Origin of the sequence: Paenibacillus sp. FSL P4-0176 (assembly GCF_037975265.1) — a bacterium.
GTDB lineage: Bacteria > Bacillota > Bacilli > Paenibacillales > Paenibacillaceae > Paenibacillus > Paenibacillus amylolyticus.
In genome coordinates this window covers 6,998,841-7,014,060 of the sequence record NZ_CP150242.1, presented here as the reverse complement: position 1 = coordinate 7,014,060, position 15,220 = coordinate 6,998,841, and the positions used below count along the sequence as shown (strand labels likewise).

Below are 15,220 nucleotides of genomic sequence, written 5' to 3'. Positions count from 1 at the left end.
GCAATATCTAACACAGGTTTTCTTTCAAGTCTCCTAAGGAGTTGAAAGAAAACCTTTTTTGTGCGCTATATTACATTTTTCGCCCCCAATAGAACTATTTTATCCCTTATCTCTTTTGCAGTTTACTGATTAAATACAGGGTGAGGATCTGTAAATTCCCTGTAAAATTTGGATGGTGCCTGCAAAAAAAAGAACACGAGAGGGAAGGTCCATTTTGGTAAGGGAAGGGAGTGAAGTGACACGCAAAATCAGATGGCTGAATGAGGCTGGCTCTAATCGATCACAGATCAGATGCAGGTGGACTATTAAAGCTTTTGTTTGCAAGGTGAACGTATCCTTAGTACAGGAGGGATTTTGCTTGAATCAAGCTGTTCGATTCCGCCCGGTCATTACATTTGCTTTGACATTTCTTCTACTTATTTCGTGGTTTGCACCGAGAGCCGATGCCGCCGCCCAATGGCAGGCAGGCACCGCATACAAGAAAGGAGACCTCGTAACATATCAAAATAAAGATTATGAGTGTATTCAGGCCCACACGGCGTTGACCGGATGGGAGCCCTCTGTTGTGCCCGCGTTGTGGAAATACGTCGGGGAAGGTTCGGGAGGGGAAACGCCGACGCCAGATACGGCACCACCTTCTGTTCCTGCGGGTCTGACTTCATCCTCCATCACGAACACCTCCGTGAGTCTTTCCTGGAATGCATCCACGGATAATGTGGGCGTGGCGGGGTATGAGGTGTACCGGAACGGCGTTCTTGTGACAAGTACTTCAACTACAACAGCTGTAGTCACTGGACTGACAGCTAGCACGACTTATGCTTTTACGGTAAAAGCCAAAGATGCCGCAGGCAATATATCCGCTGCGAGCACCTCCCTCAGTGTGACAACTTCCAATGGATCTTCCAATCCTGGGCCAACCGGCGGCAAATGGCTGATCGGCTACTGGCATAACTTCGACAATGGTTCAACCAATATCAGACTTCGTAACGTATCAACAGCCTATGACGTCATTAATGTCTCCTTTGCCGAACCGATTTCACATGGCAGCGGAACGCTTGCTTTTACTCCATACAATGCAACGGTAGCCGAATTCAAATCCGATATTGCCTACCTTCAAAGCCAAGGGAAAAAAGTACTGCTTTCCATGGGTGGAGCCAACGGTACCATTGAGCTCACCGATGCGACCAAGAGACAGCAGTTCGAAGATTCGTTAAAATCAATCATTTCCACGTATGGTTTCAATGGTCTAGATATCGATCTGGAAGGAAGTTCCCTGTCTCTGAATGCAGGGGATACCGATTTCCGTAGTCCAACTACACCGAAAATTGTTAACCTCATCCAAGGCGTGAAAGCGGTTAAGTCACACTTCGGCGCCAATTTCATCCTGACGGCTGCGCCGGAGACGGCCTATGTACAGGGTGGATATCTGAGCTACGGCGGTCCTTGGGGAGCATACTTGCCAGTCATCCATGCCTTGCGTAATGACCTGACCCTGCTTCATGTACAGCACTATAACACGGGCTCCATGGTAGGGCTGGATGGACGCTCTTACGCCCAAGGAACAGCTGATTTCCATGTGGCCATGGCGGAGATGCTGCTTCAAGGCTTTCATGTAGGCGGTAGCACAGGCCCTTTCTTTAGTCCCTTACGACCGGATCAGATTGCCATCGGTGTACCGGCTTCCCAGCAGGCTGCTGGAGGTGGTTATACAACGCCAGCCGAGCTGCAAAAGGCACTGAATTACCTAATCAAAGGTGTGTCATACGGCGGTTCCTATACCTTGCTCCAGCCTGCGGGCTATGCGGGGATAAAAGGGATTATGACCTGGTCAATCAACTGGGATGCATATACGAATAACCAGTTTTCGAGCGCAAATCGTCCGTTCCTGAACGGGCTGAGTACGCAAACGACAAAGGAGGTTGTGTATTAAGATGATACATTTAAATAAACACACTGCTTTCAAGAAAACCGCAAAGTTTCTCCTGGGTCTATCCCTGCTCTTATCCGTCATTATTCCTTCTTTTGTGCTCCAACCCGCTACGGGAGCAGCTGCAGATTCTTATAAAATTGTTGGTTACTACCCGTCCTGGGCTGCGTATGGGAGAAACTATAATGTAACGGACATCGACCCAACCAAAGTCACGCATATCAACTATGCGTTTGCCGATATTTGCTGGAACGGTATTCATGGAAATCCGGACCCTTCGGGCCCTAACCCGGTGACCTGGACGTGTCAGAATGAGAAGAGCCAGACAATCAATGTACCGAATGGAACGATTGTGCTTGGCGATCCATGGATCGATACCGGAAAGACATTTGCAGGGGATACGTGGGATCAGCCCATTGCAGGCAATATCAATCAGCTTAACAAGCTGAAACAGATCAATCCTAATCTTAAGACAATCATCTCCGTGGGAGGATGGACATGGTCCAACCGCTTCTCTGATGTAGCTGCGACTGCTGCAACGCGAGAGGTATTTGCAAACTCTGCCGTCGACTTCCTGCGGAAATACAATTTTGACGGGGTAGATCTGGACTGGGAGTACCCGGTATCAGGCGGACTTGATGGTAACAGCAAACGTCCTGAGGATAAGCAAAATTACACGCTGCTTCTGAGCAAAATCCGTGAGAAGCTGGATGCTGCCGGAGCTGTGGACGGCAAGAAGTATCTGCTTACGATTGCAAGCGGTGCATCGACGACCTATGCTGCGAATACTGAGCTTGCCAATATAGCTGCCATCGTCGACTGGATTAATATTATGACATACGATTTTAACGGGGCCTGGCAAAAAGTCAGCGCGCATAACGCGCCGTTGAACTATGACCCTGCGGCTTCGGCTGCTGGGGTGCCGGATGCCAATACATTTAATGTGGCTGCTGGAGCACAAGGGCATTTGAATGCAGGCGTACCAGCCGCTAAACTTGTGCTTGGTGTTCCGTTCTATGGCCGCGGCTGGGATGGATGCGCACAGACGGGAAATGGCCAGTATCAGACCTGTGCGGGAGGTTCTTCCGTTGGAACATGGGAAGCAGGCTCCTTTGATTTTTATGATCTGGAGACCAACTACATTAACAAAAACGGGTACACGCGTTACTGGAATGACACGGCCAAGGTGCCATATCTCTATAATGCGACCAATAAGCGATTTATTAGTTATGACGATGCGGAGTCTATTGGATATAAAACGGCTTATATCAAAAGCAAAGGACTCGGCGGAGCGATGTTCTGGGAACTTAGCGGTGACCTTAACAAAACACTTCAAAATAAACTGAAAGCCGATCTGCCTACCGGAGGTACAGTGCCTCCAGCAGATACGACGGCGCCAAGCGTACCCGGTAATGCCCGTTCGACAGGCGTGACGGCCAACTCGGTTACGCTAGCTTGGAATGCTTCAACAGATAATGTGGGTGTTACCGGTTATAACGTCTACAATGGTGCCAATCTTGTGACCTCCGTCAACGGGACGACCGCAACAATCAGCGGACTGTCAGCGGGTACATCCTATAGCTTTACGGTAAAAGCAAAGGATGCGGCAGGTAATCTGTCTGCAGCCAGTAATGCTGTAACTGTAAGCACGACAGCTCAGCCGGGTGGAGATACGCAGGCGCCAACTGCGCCAACGAACCTCGCATCAACCGCGCAAACAACATCCAGTATAACGCTGAGCTGGGCGGCATCCACGGATAACGTGGGTGTAACGGGTTATGATGTGTACAATGGAGCGGCTCTGGCGACATCCGTGACCGGAACGACAGCAACGATCAGCGGGCTTGCAGCGGATACCTCGTATACATTTACGGTAAAAGCAAAGGATGCGGCGGGGAATGGTTCTGCTGCGAGCAATGCGGTGACTGTGAAAACAACAGCAGGAACGACAAATCCGGGCGTTTCCGCCTGGCAGGCGAATACAGCCTATACTGTAGGACAGCTGGTCACCTATAGCGGTAAGACGTATAAATGTTTGCAATCCCACACATCCTTGTCTGGGTGGGAACCATCCAATGTCCCTGCATTGTGGCAGGTTCAATAGTTAAAAAATGGATTACAACATTTTGAATTGAAACGTGCAGTGTTAGCGAGGCTTGGTTATAGGGAAGAGAACATAACGAAAAAACACCGGTTTCTGGTTGAACTGCACCCCAATTGTTAGACACAACTACCAATTGGAGGTGCAGTTTTTTTATGACTAAATTCAGTTCAGATGAAAAAATACAAGCCGTTATGCGTTATGAAAAGGGATCAGAAAGCTTGAAAAGCATTGCAAAATCGAGCGGGCTTCACGATTCTGTCTTTTTAAACTGGATTAGACAATATGAGCATCATAGGGAAAAAGCTTTTTATAAAGGGCTATACATCATATCCTACACAGATTAAACTAGACGCCCTTCAACCAAAGAAAAAGGGGCGCCCATCCATGAAAAAAGGATATAAAGCACAGAAGGATCTGTAGAGGCTTTACAAGCAGAGGTAGAGCGTTTGAAAATGGAGAATGCTTATTTAAAAAAAAGTTGAATGCCTTAGTTCGAAACAAGGAAAACTCACCAAATAAGACAAAGCGCAAGTAGTCTATGAACTAAGGAACGAATTTTCGGTGAAAGCACTTCTACAACTAGCAGATATCCCTCGTAGCACGTATTATTACGTGGTAAAAGCATTTGGTACGGTAGACAAGAATTAGAGCTAAAAGACATGATACAAGCGATTTATGAGGAGCATAAGGGACGCTATGGTTATCGTCGTAATCGCGATGAGTTAATCAATCGTGGACACCATGTGAATCATAAAAAGGTACAGCGTTTGATGAAAGTATTGGGATTAAAGTATTTGGTACATATGAAGAAATATCGTTCGTATAAAGATTCGATTGGCAAGATTGCACCGAACCTATTAGAACGCAATTTCCGCGCTGAAAGGCCAAACGAGAAGTGGGTTAACGGACATTACAGAGTTTAAATTGTTCGGAGAAAAACTATATTTATCTCCCATACTTGATCTGTATAACGTAGAAATCATTACATATACGATGGTTCAAGACCGGTCTACTCGCTTGTTTCCACGATGTTAGACCGACCATTTTGCAGTTTAACAAATGAAGATAAACTCCTTATTCATTCGGACCAAGCTGGCACTACTAGATGAGAACATATCGTCATACCCTTAAAGAAGTTGGCATCACGCAAGTATGTCCCGGCAAGGTAACTGTTACGATAACGCCGTCATGGAGAACTTCTTTGGCATCATTAATCCGAGTTCTTGTTTTTAAAGAAATTTGAAAATATCTCACATATTAAACAAGAGCTATCCAAATACATCGATTATTACATCAACAAACGCATCAAGGCAAAACTAAAAGGCATTAGTCCGGTACGGTACCGGACTAATGCCCAACAAGTTGTTTAACGTTATAATCTGTCTAACTTTACGGGGTCACTTCACCTGGTCCGGTGGTTTTTCGTTATGCTATGTCAAACAAAGCAGGCTCCAAAAAGGCTATTCATTAAAAATCGAAGTTGTCCGGATCAGGTCCAATGCATACATCTTCGTTCAGTGCGGCGCAAACTTCGGTAGTATTTCGAGGACTGTTACATCGAAGGTGATATCGATTTTATTCTTGGCTCGGCTACGGTGGTGTTTAAGGGCTACGAGATCGTTACGAAGCATCGCCTGACTGAAGCGGAGGATGCGGATGGACAAGTGAACTGCTGGATCGGCGCTCATGTGAAGCGGGAGGGATGGCACAACTGGAACAAGACAGATGCAGAGCAGACCGTTCAGTATGTGGAATATAACAGTTTCGGGCCTGGGGCGGGAAAAGCGACAACGAGAGTTTCATGGGCAAAAGTGCTGAGCGAACAGGAAGCCGCCGAATATGCGTTGCCGCTTATTTTGTCTGGTGAGGACGGGTGGCAGCCTTTTGGGGAGAGAGGGATTAATCGGCATTAAGCCAAGTATATTTACTTTGCGATATTTATAATGAAAGGTTGTCTTTCGAATCTCTTATGGACTTGGTGGATGGCCTTTTTTGTGGGCTTACATTAACAAAAACTGATACACGGGGTACTGGAACGATACTTGCCAAGGGGCCTTATCGCTGTAACGCCTCCAACGCGATTGTTCTACAGGCGTAACAGTAGACTCGGTGACGCTGGCCTAGATTGCTTCAACGTTAATGTAGGCGTTACAGGTTATAACGTCTTACATTGGCGCTCAGGTAACACTAGTTGTATTAATCGTAAAAATTTTTGTGGGAGAATTTGAATGTGGAACTGCTTAAAAGTAGTGCCGAAGATGGCTTTTTCATAATGAGCAATGATTATACTACCGATCTATTTCTAGAGAGGGGATTCAAGAACGATTCATATAATAATGATTCCAAAATGGAAGTTAGATTTATAGAAGTGTATCTTTCACATCATGGTTTTGTTAAATTGGGGAAATTTGATGTTTAAGGCGTACAGATTTTTAAAGCGTGGCGAAAGTATCTTCCGCCAGATCCATTAGAAACGGTAGCGGAGGTATACCAGTACGTCCAAACTCATTAAGAGCAAAATCCGGAAGTTCGCATTATTGCCGATCATGATGATTATAATGTTGTTCAAGCGCTATACGCCATTATTGTTTTTCGAAAAATAATGGCTAGTAGAGGGATAAAAAGAAGGCGCTGAAATTAATCCAGTCAGTGCCTTCTTTCGAGTATTTACTGTTGTTCTAACTTCAACAAATTGTTCATTTCAATTTTGATTTGGTTTTTTTCATTCCCTTTAATCGTACCATCATCTTCTACCGTGTATGAACCTTGAACTGGATTTAACAGTGATGCCGGTGAATTTTCAAACGTCGCTAGGAACATAACGTAGTTTTCATTCGTTTTGAGTTCTTCAGAATCTTCTACCTTAAATGTATGTTCTTGATCCTCTCCCCCTACTTGTTTGACTTGAATGATTTCTTTTTCGGCTGCTTCCCCTTTATAGTTTTTTTGTACTTCAACATCATAGATCGTATATGGAATAGCGGGGCTGTCTGATATATCCCCACCTGGGTTTAATTTTTCATCATTAGGATCAGCAGGTTCTTCTGCGATATTTATAAGTTTAAAAGATGATTTTAAAATCTTTCCTTCAATAATTAAATCCGCCTGGTTAGCCAACTCATCAATGTTGTTGTAAGTTGGAAAAGAGGCATCCATCAGCACCACTTCTTTTTTTGCTGTTTCTGTTGCAGCGGATCCTTCTTTTGATGGCTCTGCTGTTCCACATCCGGCGAGTAACATTGCAGTGATACAAAATGCTGAAGCTACAGATGTAAAATTCTTCATGCTATCTTCCTCCCAATCCTTTTAAATTAGTAAGCAGTATTTACATCGTCAATATCATACTGCCTAGGGGTAGTGACTGTGTTAAAATCATTGCTATATTTCATAATAGACGCCTTAGTTGTATTCGGGTTATCTTTCAAGAAGAAGGAATGCCCAAATTCATGAACGGTCGCTCCTTTAACAAAATTGGAGAAATTAGTGGCGTCTCTGACAATTGTTCTTGAGTTTAATTGAATTGTGTATCTATACTTTGGGGAAAACCACTGTGAATTTAGGCCATACCAGGTATCTGGATAAGAAGCCGCTGTAATTGTGTTGGTTGATGAACTCAAGTATCCAATTGTAACTGGAGTAGGAGTACCGTTCCAAGCAATAATTCCTTCATTGATTGGTGTCTTCCAGGTATCATTCAGGTTATCTGGAGACTTTACGCTAATTCCTGCGTCTGGACTACCGGAGTTAGTAAGTTCTGCGCTTGTTGTAAGGTTAAAACTGAACATAAGTGGTACAGCGAGAGCTAATGTGATAATACCATTTTTTACGTAATTAACCTTCATTCATTATCACCTCATAGTTTTTTTATTCTTGCTTTTGTTTTCTGAGTGGTTTGGAAAATGCTTCCACATATACTTAACGTCATACTTCAACAAAAGGTTGCGATCTACTAGGAAAAAAGGAATAATTTTGAAAATTTTAAACTAAACGAAAAAGTAGATGCTATTTTACTCTTTTAAATACACTAGCAGTCAAACAAAAACATCTTTCGGTTAAAGTGCAAGGAAAAGAATACAACTTCAATTATGAATTTGATCCAGTTCCGGATTATCACGAGCAAGATAGCCTTGGGTTTGGTGGTGTATACATTTATTTTTTTTGGAAAAAATTGAACCTCAGGGGATCTGTTGGCCGGTCTACCACCACATATGTGTGTGAATTCAATGTCACTTATAAATTTGACAATGCGAGAATGAATTTGTTGCGGATCAAATTGAAAGTTAAGCTGATTGATTATAGAGATTGAGGTTTCAGAATTTTAGAAGTGACAATGTCATCTGTTGAGAAACAAAAAACAGTGAAAAACCTCCAACTCTCGTACGTAACGAGAAGTCTGGAGGCTTTTCACTGTTTTATTTTACCTGCAAATCAGCACAGAATAACAGCAATTCGATTCAATTTAGAAATCGAAGTTGTCCGGATCAGGTCCAACGCGTACATCTTCGTTCAGAGCACTGATCTGATCCATCTCTTCATTTGAAAGTTCAAAGTCGAAGATGGAGGAGTTCTCGATAATCCGGTTTTCCTTGGTGGACTTCGGAATGGTAATGACTCCATTTTGCAGATCCCAACGCAGGATGACTTGTGCAACCGATTTGCCTTTGGCTGAAGCAATAGCCGTGAGTACTGGATTGTCCAACAGCTGACCTTGCATCAGAGGCGACCAAGCTTCAAGCTGGATACCATGTTTTTCACAGAAAGCCTTAAGCTCAACCTGAGTCAGGCGAGGGTGGTATTCCACCTGATTGATCATTGGTTTCACTTTGACATCCTGCATCAAGTCTTCGAGATGATGAATCTGGAAGTTGCTTACGCCAATCGCCTTAATACGGCCGGCTGCGTACAGTTCCTCGATTGCTTTCCAGGCTGCTTTGTATTTGCCTGCCTTAGGCCAGTGAATCAGATACAGGTCAAGGTATTCCAGTCCCAGTTTGTTCAAGGTTGTATCAAAAGCCGCAAGTGTCTCTTCATATCCGAGGTCTGCATTCCATACTTTAGATGTAACAAACAGTTCTTCGCGTTTCAGGTTGTTTTCTTGCAAAGCTTCTGCAATCGCTTGACCAACACCGGCTTCATTGCCGTATATTGCAGCAGTATCAATGCTGCGGTATCCATGTTTAATCGCATTTTTCACGGCTTCAATCAGTTCAGATCCTTCTTCTACCTTAAATACACCAAGTCCGAACCAAGGCATAGAAACACCGTTATGCAGAGTTACTGTAGATTGTAAATGTTGTGCGGTTTGAGCAGTTGTCATGAGATTTCCTCCTTAAAGTGTGTAAAAACCAGTCATATTAAGCTAAATTTTTGTTGTTTTATCATACAAAATTAAATCATAGTAGATCAAATTGGGTTCAACGTATTATAGTATAATAAAATACCATATGAAACCGGTTCCCCTCGAAGGCTGGAACTGATATATATAAGAGTGAGACCCATGGGCGGAATGGAAATTAGAACGAGGCTTTCTCCATTTCGACTGATGCATGTTGATCCTTGCTTTCTAGCATTTTAGCCCAAGCTGTCAGGATTACAGCTACGAGAACCATCAAGGCTCCGACCCATGTCGTGTGAATCAAACCGATGGAATCATTGATCACTCCACCCAGATAGGCACCTATAGCGATCCCTGCATTAAATGCGGCGATGTTAAAGGCTGAGGCTACATCCTTGGCCTGTGGTGCATAACGCTCAGCCAAGGTTACAACGTACATCTGAAGACCAGGCACATTCATGAAGGCGAGCAGGCCCATACCCATAATGGTGAGTAGTGCTGCCAACTTAAACGTGACGGTGAAGTACATCACGCCGAGAATGATGGTCTGAATGATGAACATGTAGAAGAGCGCCTTGAGCGGGTTGCGGTTGGCTGCTCTGCCACCGATGATGTTGCCAACAGCGATGGCGATTCCGTACAACAATAGGATGAACGCTACTGTTTTCTCAGAATAACCGCTAATATCATGCAGCAACGGGGACAGATACGTAAAGACAACAAATGTTCCTCCGTACCCAACAGCAGTGATGGCAAAAGCAAGCAGCAAGCGTCCACCTGTAACCAGCTTCAGCTGATCCCGAAATGCCGTCCGTGTTCCTCGCTTCAACGTGGATGGCACGAGTATCAGGTTCCCGATCATTGCAATGATGCCAACCACAACAATCAGGATAAAGGCAGCGCGCCAGCCCCAATGTTGGCCGATGAGTGTACCGAGAGGTACACCGGTTACTGTGGCAATGGTAAGACCGGAGAACATGATGGCAATAGCACTCGCCCTACGGTTGGCAGGCACCAGATCGGCTGCAATCGTGGAGCCAATGGACATGAACACCCCGTGTGCCAGAGCGGATACTACTCGTGCAATGAGTAACATGGTGATGCCCGTCGATAGTGCAGCCATCGTGTTACCCGCAATGAAGACAATCATGATGGCAAGCAATAGCATTTTGCGTGATATGGTAGACGTCAGTGAGGTCAGAACAGGAGCCCCAAAGGTAACGCCTAATGCATATAAAGTAACGGTCAGTCCCGCTGTAGTTACGGAAATGCCCAGGTCATCTGCAATGAGGGGCAGTAGCCCAACGCTGATAAACTCTGTGGTACCGATCGCGAATGCACTAATGGCCAGCGCAAGCAATGCCCATGTGCTGCGTTTTGAATCTTGTAACATTTCTTGCTCAACTCCCCAGAATGTAGATTTACGTACCGGCAAATGCTATTATGAGTTATTCGGTATAGATTGAATAGTACGTACTTTTTAGTACCCTACGTACTTTTTGGTGCCTATACAGCATGCGACGGATGTAATTCAATTCATCAGGGAGGAAGCAAGTTATGGTTAGAAAAAAATATAACATCTCGGTTGAAGCTACCTTAGAGGTGATCGGTGGCAAGTGGAAATGCGTCATTCTCTGTCATCTGACACATGGGAAAAGACGAACCAGTGATCTCAAGCGTATTATGCCCGCAATTACACAAAAAATGTTAACACAGCAACTGAGAGAGCTTGAAAACGACGGAATCGTAAACCGCATCGTATATAATCAGGTCCCTCCCAAAGTAGAATACGAATTGAGTGATTACGGGAGAAGTCTTGAACCGATTCTCAATGCGCTCTGCAATTGGGGAGATCAACATATTGTGAAGGAATACGGAGACAAATCAGCAGTTCTGGAAGATAATGGACTCAATGATTTTAACTCTGACAATAGGGAGCTGGTGCAACCGTGAACTATGAGATTTTATATGATGGTGCTTTTGCGATGCTCAAGGTACATTTGCAGCGGGGAGAGCGGTTCAAGGCCGAGAGTGGTGCGATGGTATCTATGACTCCTACGGTTGAACTGAAGGGTTCAGCAGAAGGTGGGATGTTTGCCGGGTTCGGTCGGATGCTGAGCGGGGAGAAGTTTTTCTTTCAGGAACTGACGGCTACGGGCGGATCGGCAGAGATTCTGCTCTCACCTTCAAGCATGGGCGATGTAGAAGCTGTTGAATTGGACGGTTCCTATTCACTCTATGTGCAGAAAGACGGATTTCTGGCAGGAACCGAGGGCATTCAGGTGAATACCAAAATGCAAAACCTGAAAAAAGGTCTCTTTTCGGGAGAAGGTTTCTTCATTATTGAGATCAGCGGACGTGGAACTGTATTTCTGTCTTCCTATGGTGCCATCCATGCGATTAATCTGGCAGCAGGTGAAGAAATGATCGTCGATAACGCCCATTTGGTGGCATGGCCTCATTATGTAGATTACCGTATTGAGAAAGCTTCACAGGGCTGGTTATCCAGTGTTACAAGTGGAGAAGGACTGGTATGTAGGTTCCGGGGAGAAGGAACTATTCTTATACAGAGCCGCAATCCGCAAGGATTCGGACAATGGGTGAAGCAGTTTATCCCTGCGCGCTAATTATTTTTTTGAGAAAGAACACACAGAGTTGCAACGGATATGTTTCCATCATCGTTATATGAATAATGGATTTACTTCATTGACTGACGGGTATATATTCTGTTGCATAAGGTCGCACATCATGGAGGTATGAGATGACAAGCTCACGGTATAAAAACGCACAAGAAAGTCCGGGATATCTGTTATGGCAGGTTACAGCCATGTGGCAAAAGGAAGTACGCAGGGTGCTGGAGCCCCTCGAACTGACACAACCTCAATTTGTATTATTGCACGCCTGTTTATGGCTCAATGAACACGATGAGGAAGGCAAGGGAGTGACTCAGGTTCAAATTGCTCAGTTTGCCAAGGTGGATGTTAACGTGACTTCTCAGGTTCTACGTGCGCTTGAAAAAAGGGGATTAATTACCCGCGCTCGTCATCAGACAGATACGCGTGCCAATATTATCACAACAACGGAAGAAGGAACCCGATTGGCTGTGGAGGGAATCCATCTGGTCGAGGAATCGGACAAGGCATTTTTCGAAACTTTGGATGAACGTAAGGGAGAGTATTTGGAAATCATGCAGGAGTTTCTTCGCCAAAAAACAGAGAGTTGATCCGTAATATATCTTTTTTTAATGTATTAAACTACAGAATGTAGTGGAACTGGAAAATTTTCTGATTATTAATAATTGTAACACCTCTGTAAAATACAAATAGACCTCCTGACTTCATCTTGTCGGAAGGTCTATTTGGGTTGCTCAATCGATTCGATAGGACGCAAACGGCTCGCGGCGACGGAAAGAGTCACTAATCTGGTCCAGATCGTCCAACAGCTCATCGGGCAGTGACATGTCCAGACTAGCCAGATTATGTTCCAGCTGTTCGGTGCGTGTAGCCCCGACAATCACTGTGGATACAGCTGGACGTGTCAGTAGCCATGCAAGCGACAGCACACTCGGGGAGCATCCATATGAGGCAGCTTTAGCACTCACTTGTTCACTCAGTTGGATATTATGCTCCAGCAGGAAACGGTTGAAAGACGGATCGGTGTCTGCTCTGGAACCAGAAGGCACACGGGTCTGTCCGTTATATTTACCGGTCAGAATACCACCTGCCAGCGGGAAATACGGGATAATGCCTACACCCTGATCGAGACACATTGGTACCAGTTCCAACTCAGGTGTACGGTCTGCCAGGGAATAGCTGGTTTGGGTGGAGATGTAGCGCACATAACCTTTCTGTTCACTGATGCCCAAAGCTTTCATCAGCTCCCAAGCTGCGTAGTTGGAGGCTCCGATGTAACGGACTTTGCCGGAAGTGACCATATCATCCAATGTGCGCAGTGTCTCATCCAGCGGTGTATGCGGATCAAAAGTGTGGATCTGGTACAGATCGACATAATCCGTTTGCAGACGCCGCAGGCTATGTTCCAGCTCTTGTTGCAGATGGTAGCGGGAGGAACCCCGCCCATGAGGACCATCATGCCGGGGTAATCCGGCTTTGGTAGCAAGCACCGCGTTTTCACGTCGACCTGTGAGAGCCTGTCCAATGATGCGTTCCGATTCCGTGCCTGCGTAGATATTGGCGGTATCGATAAAGTTGATGCCCTGATCCATCGCTGCATGAATAATGTGGGTAGAAGCTGCTTCATCCGCGCGTTTGCCAAACGCATTGGTGCCAAGCCCCAGTGCCGACACACGCAAACCACTATTGCCCAAACGTCGATACTCCATCATTCATCGCTCCTTCTCTATTCGTTTTGTAGAGGTAGTTCAAAAAGTCCACTTTTGATTACGAATGATGCCTGGCGGCATCATCAGCATCGAATATGAAATTCAGCCGAAATGTCCGTTGCTCACGTAGTTTTCCCTACGCTCCGCTACTCCATTTCTAGCTTCATTCCATCTTCTCGGTACTGAAAATCAGACTTTTTGAACATGCATTTGTATAGCAGATTATAACGTAATCTATTGAAAACGTGTTATTAATATAGTTAAATGATTCTAAGAACCCGTTATTAAAGGAGATATGATGGAAAACAGTGCCGCACATTTAACAAGACGGAAGCCGAAGAAACCGAAGAAGAAATGGAAGAAGCCATTAATCATCACCCTAAGTGTGCTGCTTGTGTTGGGAGGACTCGGATTTATTTATCAAAAGCAACTCGTCGTGTTTGCCTTTAATTTGTTTGCTTCAGCTACAGTGAAGGATGCCTTGGATGACTCCTTTGTACCAGCGGGCGATAAGGATGCCCCTGTCGTGGAACATACGGATCCATTCTCGCTGTTGCTGCTGGGTATTGACCAACGGGATAACGAACCAAGCCGTTCGGATACCATCATCTATTCAGTCGTGCGTCCAGAAGACAATAAAGTGCTGCTGCTGTCCATTCCACGTGATTCCTATACCGAGATTGTCGGCCGGGATGTGAAGTCAAAGATCAACTCAGCGTATGCCCATGGTGAAGCCAAGATGGCGATGGATACGGTGGAGAATTTGCTGGGGAACAAAGTGGATTTCTATGCCGCGATTAATTTTAACGGGCTCAAGGATATTGTTGATGCGGTGGGTGGCGTTGAACTGCCAATCAAAAAGAATATTGAGAACAAACTCAAAATTCATGAGAAGCTGTTTGTTGAAGCGAATAAACCGATCTATAGCGGCGAAGAAGCGCTTGGTTATGTGCGTTACCGGGAGGACTCCGATTTCAATCGGACGATGCGTCACCGGATTTTCCTAAGTGCCTTCATGAATCGTGCGCTGGAAGTCAAAAATCTGACCAAGATCCCGGACGTAATCCAGATTGCCGGATCGAATTTTACAACCAACATGACCTCGGACTTTATCGTGAAATTTGCCGAGTCCTTATATATGAAAGATAGCATACCAACGATCAGCAATTACATGCTGAAGGGTGAGGGTGCAACGCGCAGTGGCACATGGTACTACGATCTGTCTGAGGACGATCTGCAATATGTGCGTGGCATGATCGCCAGTTGGCTGGACCCAGATGCGACCGAGATAATTGAGCCCGAGTCAGCGGACCAATCGGAGACGAGTGATGCGGCATAAGCATCGATTCTTGTGCAAATGCTCATATGAATATAAGTCCGGCGAAGCAGTTGCTTCCCGGCTTTTTTGCGTTTGAGATCCTACGGATGAAATATTGCACAGATATATCTAATGTTTAAACCTCTTTTTATGGCATACATATAGTAAAATATAGGGAAAAGATTAAACATCAA

The 15,220-nt window shown here is 45.1% G+C and carries 13 protein-coding genes and 1 pseudogene; 9 read left to right on the top strand and 5 right to left on the bottom strand.

Annotation, left to right across the window (positions count from 1 at the left end):
- The first annotated feature begins 358 nt into the window (after positions 1 to 358).
- From MKY95_RS32005 to MKY95_RS31985, 5 genes and pseudogenes are all read left to right on the top strand, one after another.
- Positions 359 to 1,930 (top strand): glycosyl hydrolase family 18 protein, encoded by a 1,572-nt coding sequence (locus tag MKY95_RS32005; protein ID WP_339196072.1) that lies wholly within the window; start codon positions 359 to 361, stop codon positions 1,928 to 1,930.
- 1 nt (position 1,931) lies between these two features.
- Entirely contained in the window at positions 1,932 to 4,031 is a 2,100-nt protein-coding gene (locus MKY95_RS32000) for a glycosyl hydrolase family 18 protein (RefSeq protein ID WP_339196070.1), read from the top strand.
- A gap of 152 nt (positions 4,032 to 4,183) precedes the next feature.
- Positions 4,184 to 5,401: pseudogene (locus MKY95_RS31995) on the top strand (IS3 family transposase).
- A 228-nt stretch (positions 5,402 to 5,629) separates the two neighbouring features.
- Entirely contained in the window at positions 5,630 to 5,944 is a 315-nt protein-coding gene (locus tag MKY95_RS31990) for a pectinesterase family protein (RefSeq protein ID WP_162158981.1), read from the top strand.
- Positions 5,945 to 6,261: 317 nt separating this feature from the next.
- Entirely contained in the window at positions 6,262 to 6,450 is a 189-nt protein-coding gene (locus MKY95_RS31985; RefSeq protein WP_036612207.1) for a hypothetical protein, read from the top strand.
- 248 nt (positions 6,451 to 6,698) lie between these two features.
- On the opposite strand, the gene MKY95_RS31980 is transcribed toward MKY95_RS31985, so the two are convergent.
- From MKY95_RS31980 to MKY95_RS31965, 4 genes are all read right to left on the bottom strand, one after another.
- A complete protein-coding gene (locus tag MKY95_RS31980) occupies positions 6,699 to 7,316 on the bottom strand; it encodes a hypothetical protein (protein ID WP_036612205.1) in 618 nt (205 codons plus the stop codon).
- A gap of 26 nt (positions 7,317 to 7,342) precedes the next feature.
- Positions 7,343 to 7,873 (bottom strand): hypothetical protein, encoded by a 531-nt coding sequence (locus tag MKY95_RS31975; RefSeq protein WP_051447254.1) that lies wholly within the window; start codon positions 7,871 to 7,873, stop codon positions 7,343 to 7,345.
- Positions 7,874 to 8,490: 617 nt separating this feature from the next.
- Entirely contained in the window at positions 8,491 to 9,348 is an 858-nt protein-coding gene (locus MKY95_RS31970; protein ID WP_036612203.1) for an aldo/keto reductase, read from the bottom strand.
- Between the two features lie 196 nt (positions 9,349 to 9,544).
- A complete protein-coding gene (locus tag MKY95_RS31965; RefSeq protein ID WP_036612201.1) occupies positions 9,545 to 10,759 on the bottom strand; it encodes an MFS transporter in 1,215 nt (404 codons plus the stop codon).
- Positions 10,760 to 10,923: 164 nt separating this feature from the next.
- Here MKY95_RS31965 and MKY95_RS31960 point away from each other — a divergent pair, with 164 nt between their 5' ends.
- The 3 genes from MKY95_RS31960 (at position 10,924) to MKY95_RS31950 (ending at position 12,589) form a co-directional block, all read left to right on the top strand.
- Positions 10,924 to 11,319, top strand: coding sequence for a winged helix-turn-helix transcriptional regulator (locus MKY95_RS31960; RefSeq protein WP_017691613.1), 396 nt, complete (start codon positions 10,924 to 10,926; stop codon positions 11,317 to 11,319).
- A complete protein-coding gene (locus MKY95_RS31955; protein WP_036612199.1) occupies positions 11,316 to 11,993 on the top strand; it encodes a TIGR00266 family protein in 678 nt (225 codons plus the stop codon). The genes MKY95_RS31960 and MKY95_RS31955 overlap by 4 nt, the downstream gene beginning before the upstream one ends.
- A gap of 134 nt (positions 11,994 to 12,127) precedes the next feature.
- On the top strand, positions 12,128 to 12,589 hold the full coding sequence (locus tag MKY95_RS31950; RefSeq protein WP_036612197.1) for a MarR family transcriptional regulator: 462 nt from the start codon (positions 12,128 to 12,130) through the stop codon (positions 12,587 to 12,589).
- Positions 12,590 to 12,733: 144 nt separating this feature from the next.
- Here the strand turns inward: MKY95_RS31950 and MKY95_RS31945 are convergent, their stop codons facing one another.
- The gene (locus MKY95_RS31945) at positions 12,734 to 13,708 is read right to left on the bottom strand and encodes an aldo/keto reductase (RefSeq protein ID WP_036612194.1); all 975 of its coding nucleotides are present in this window, start codon (positions 13,706 to 13,708) and stop codon (positions 12,734 to 12,736) included.
- 295 nt (positions 13,709 to 14,003) lie between these two features.
- Between MKY95_RS31945 and MKY95_RS31940 the strand changes: the two genes are divergently transcribed.
- On the top strand, positions 14,004 to 15,047 hold the full coding sequence (locus tag MKY95_RS31940; RefSeq protein ID WP_339196066.1) for an LCP family protein: 1,044 nt from the start codon (positions 14,004 to 14,006) through the stop codon (positions 15,045 to 15,047).
- The last annotated feature ends 173 nt before the right edge of the window (positions 15,048 to 15,220 follow it).

Bases quoted from the DNA above. Each gene is read 5' to 3' on its own strand.
- MKY95_RS32000 (WP_339196070.1), top strand. From the start codon at position 1,932: ATGATACATTTAAATAAACACACTGCTTTCAAGAAAACCGCAAAGTTT.
- MKY95_RS31980 (WP_036612205.1), bottom strand. From the start codon at position 7,316: ATGAAGAATTTTACATCTGTAGCTTCAGCATTTTGTATCACTGCAATG.
- MKY95_RS31975 (WP_051447254.1), bottom strand. From the start codon at position 7,873: ATGAAGGTTAATTACGTAAAAAATGGTATTATCACATTAGCTCTCGCT.
- MKY95_RS31970 (WP_036612203.1), bottom strand. From the start codon at position 9,348: ATGACAACTGCTCAAACCGCACAACATTTACAATCTACAGTAACTCTG.
- MKY95_RS31965 (WP_036612201.1), bottom strand. From the start codon at position 10,759: ATGTTACAAGATTCAAAACGCAGCACATGGGCATTGCTTGCGCTGGCC.
- MKY95_RS31960 (WP_017691613.1), top strand. From the start codon at position 10,924: ATGGTTAGAAAAAAATATAACATCTCGGTTGAAGCTACCTTAGAGGTG.
- MKY95_RS31950 (WP_036612197.1), top strand. From the start codon at position 12,128: ATGACAAGCTCACGGTATAAAAACGCACAAGAAAGTCCGGGATATCTG.
- MKY95_RS31945 (WP_036612194.1), bottom strand. From the start codon at position 13,708: ATGGAGTATCGACGTTTGGGCAATAGTGGTTTGCGTGTGTCGGCACTG.
- MKY95_RS31940 (WP_339196066.1), top strand. From the start codon at position 14,004: ATGATGGAAAACAGTGCCGCACATTTAACAAGACGGAAGCCGAAGAAA.